This is a genomic window from Actinotalea sp., assembly GCF_041597215.1.
GTDB lineage: Bacteria > Actinomycetota > Actinomycetes > Actinomycetales > Cellulomonadaceae > Actinotalea.
Genome location: NZ_JBFHHB010000344.1, coordinates 1 through 2330 on the forward strand (window position 1 = coordinate 1; position 2330 = coordinate 2330).

Sequence of the window (2330 nt, forward strand, 5' to 3'; positions counted from 1 at the left end):
ACCGATCCCTTCTCCGCGACGTACCGCGCCAGGTCGGCCGGGAGACCGAGGACGAGGTCGTCCCAACGCTCCCCCGGGCTCCTGCTCAGCAGGGTCCCCGTCCCGTCGACATGTCCCTGCACCAGGTGACCGTCCAGGCGGCCGTCGGCCCGCACGGCGCGCTCCAGATTGACCGGCGCACCAGGCGTGAGGGCGCCGAGCGTGGTGCGGGCGAGCGTCTCGGGCATGACGTCGACCGCGAACCGTCCGTCCTCGACCCGGGTGACGGTCAGGCAGACACCGTCGACGGCGATCGACGCGCCGATCACGGTGCCGTCGGTCACCGTCGGCCCGGAGAGCACGAGACGGGCGTCGCCCGCTCCTGTCTCCATCGCGACGACGGTGCCGATCTCCTCGACGATCCCGGTGAACATCAGACCTCCTGTGGACGAGCGACGAGCAGGGCATCGGGGTCGAGGTGCCGCACCTCGACGGTGCGCAGGCGCAAGGCATCGGCGAGCGTGCCGATCCCGAGGTCGCCGACGACGGGACGGCCGGCACCGAGCAGCACGGGTGCGACGTAGGCGTGCACCTCGTCCACGAGTCCCGCGCGCAGGAAGGCCGTGGTCAGGACGGGTCCGCCCTCGACGAGCAGGTGCCGCACCTCGCGCTCCCACAGCGAGGCCAGGACCTCGGCGGGATCTTGCGAGGAGAGGCGCACCAGCTCCCCACCGGGCCCGTGCAGCCGCGCCGCTTCAGGGACCTCACGACGACCGACGACCACCCGCAGCGGCTGGTGCGGGGCGAGGCCGCCGTCGGCGGTACGAGCGGTGAGCTCCGGATCGTCCCCCAGGGCCGTCCCGGTGCCGACGGCGATGGCGTCGACCCGGGAGCGGACCGAGTGCGCGTGCGCACGTGCGGCCGCCGAGGTGATCCACCGGCTGCTGCCGTCCGCGGCGCTGACACGGCCGTCGAGGGTCGTGGCGATCTTCAGGGTCACGAAGGGCCGCCCGCGCCGCATGCTCCGCAGCCAGACGCGGAGCAGCTCCTCGCCCTCCTCGCGCAGGGCCCCCTCGACCACGTCGACCCCCGCCGCCCTCAGCTCCGCGGCGCCGCCCCCCGCTGCCGCCGTCGGGTCGGGGACGCCGAGCACGACACGGGCCACCCCTGCGTCGAGCAGGGCCCGGGTGCAGGGCCCCGTGCGGCCCCTGTGCCGGCAGGGCTCGAGGGTGACCACGGCCGTGGCACCGCGCACCTGCGCTCCGCGTGCCCTGGCGTCCTCGAGGGCCGCGACCTCCGCGTGGGGGGTTCCGGCACCTCGGTGGAAACCCTCCCCCAGGACGGTGCCGTCAGGCGAGAGGAGCACCGCGCCGACCCGAGGGTTGGGCCCCGTCTCCGGTCCGCGTGCGGCGAGATCCAGGGCGCGGCGGGCGGCGTCGATCTCAACGGCGCTCGGGTGCTGGGCGCCGGGCAGGCGCGTGCCGTCGACCGACCTCGGTGCCATGCCACCTCCCGGAGCGCTCAGGCTCCGGGGGTCGGCGCGACGGGTCGTCGAGCCACGACGACGACGTCCCCTGCTCCGCAGAGCGGGCACGCCCTCGCCACGTGTTCCTCCCATCCGGACTTTCACCGTCGGTCCTGGAGTTCCACCAGGTCAACCGGTCCTGACGTCCCCTCGAAAGGAGGCGCCGCGGACCGGGTCGCGGACTGTCACCGCCGGCTCGGACTTTCACCGACCCCGGAGCACGTGTGTGTGTTCAGCGCGTCAGTCTGCCACAGCTCCTGCACCATGGGCGTGGGACCTTTCGGCCAGCCCGCGCAGCTCGGCGATCGTCGCCGGGAGGTCGTCGGCGCCGTAGACCGCCGAGCCCGCGACGAACACGTTCGCCCCGGCCTCCGCGGCGCGCTCGATGGTCGTGGCGGAGATGCCCCCGTCCACCTGGAGCCGGATGTCGAGGCCCGAGCTGTCGACGGCCTCTCGGGCACGACGGATCTTGGGGAGGGTCACGTCGAGGAAGGACTGACCGCCGAAACCGGGCTCGACGGTCATCACGAGGATCATGTCGATCTCGGCGAGGAGCTCGAGGTAGGGCTCCACCGGCGTCGCGGGGCGCAGGGCGAGCCCCGCCCGCGCACCGAGGCGCCGGAGCTCACGCGCCAGCCGGATCGGCGCACGGGCCGCCTCGGCATGGAAGGTGACCGAGGAGGCACCGGCCTCGGCGAAGCCCGGAGCCCACCGGTCCGGGTCCTCGATCATCAGGTGAACGTCGACCGGGATCGGGGAGACCGCGACGATCCTCTCCACCACGGGCAGGCCGAAGGTGAGGTTCGGCACGAAGTGGTTGTCCATG

Annotated in this window: 3 protein-coding genes and 1 riboswitch; all 3 genes read right to left on the reverse strand. The window is 73.7% G+C overall.

Annotation, left to right across the window (positions count from 1 at the left end):
- A partial coding sequence (locus ABWK99_RS15785; protein ID WP_372595635.1) for a riboflavin synthase occupies positions 1–413 on the reverse strand: 413 nt, incomplete at its 3' end.
- Positions 413–1483, reverse strand: coding sequence for a bifunctional diaminohydroxyphosphoribosylaminopyrimidine deaminase/5-amino-6-(5-phosphoribosylamino)uracil reductase RibD (ribD, locus tag ABWK99_RS15790; protein WP_372595636.1), 1071 nt, complete (start codon positions 1481–1483; stop codon positions 413–415). The genes ribD and ABWK99_RS15785, both read right to left, overlap by 1 nt.
- Positions 1484–1581: 98 nt before the next feature.
- Positions 1582–1729: riboswitch (FMN riboswitch) on the reverse strand.
- 15 nt (positions 1730–1744) lie between these two features.
- A partial coding sequence (gene rpe / locus ABWK99_RS15795; protein WP_372595637.1) for a ribulose-phosphate 3-epimerase occupies positions 1745–2330 on the reverse strand: 586 nt, incomplete at its 5' end.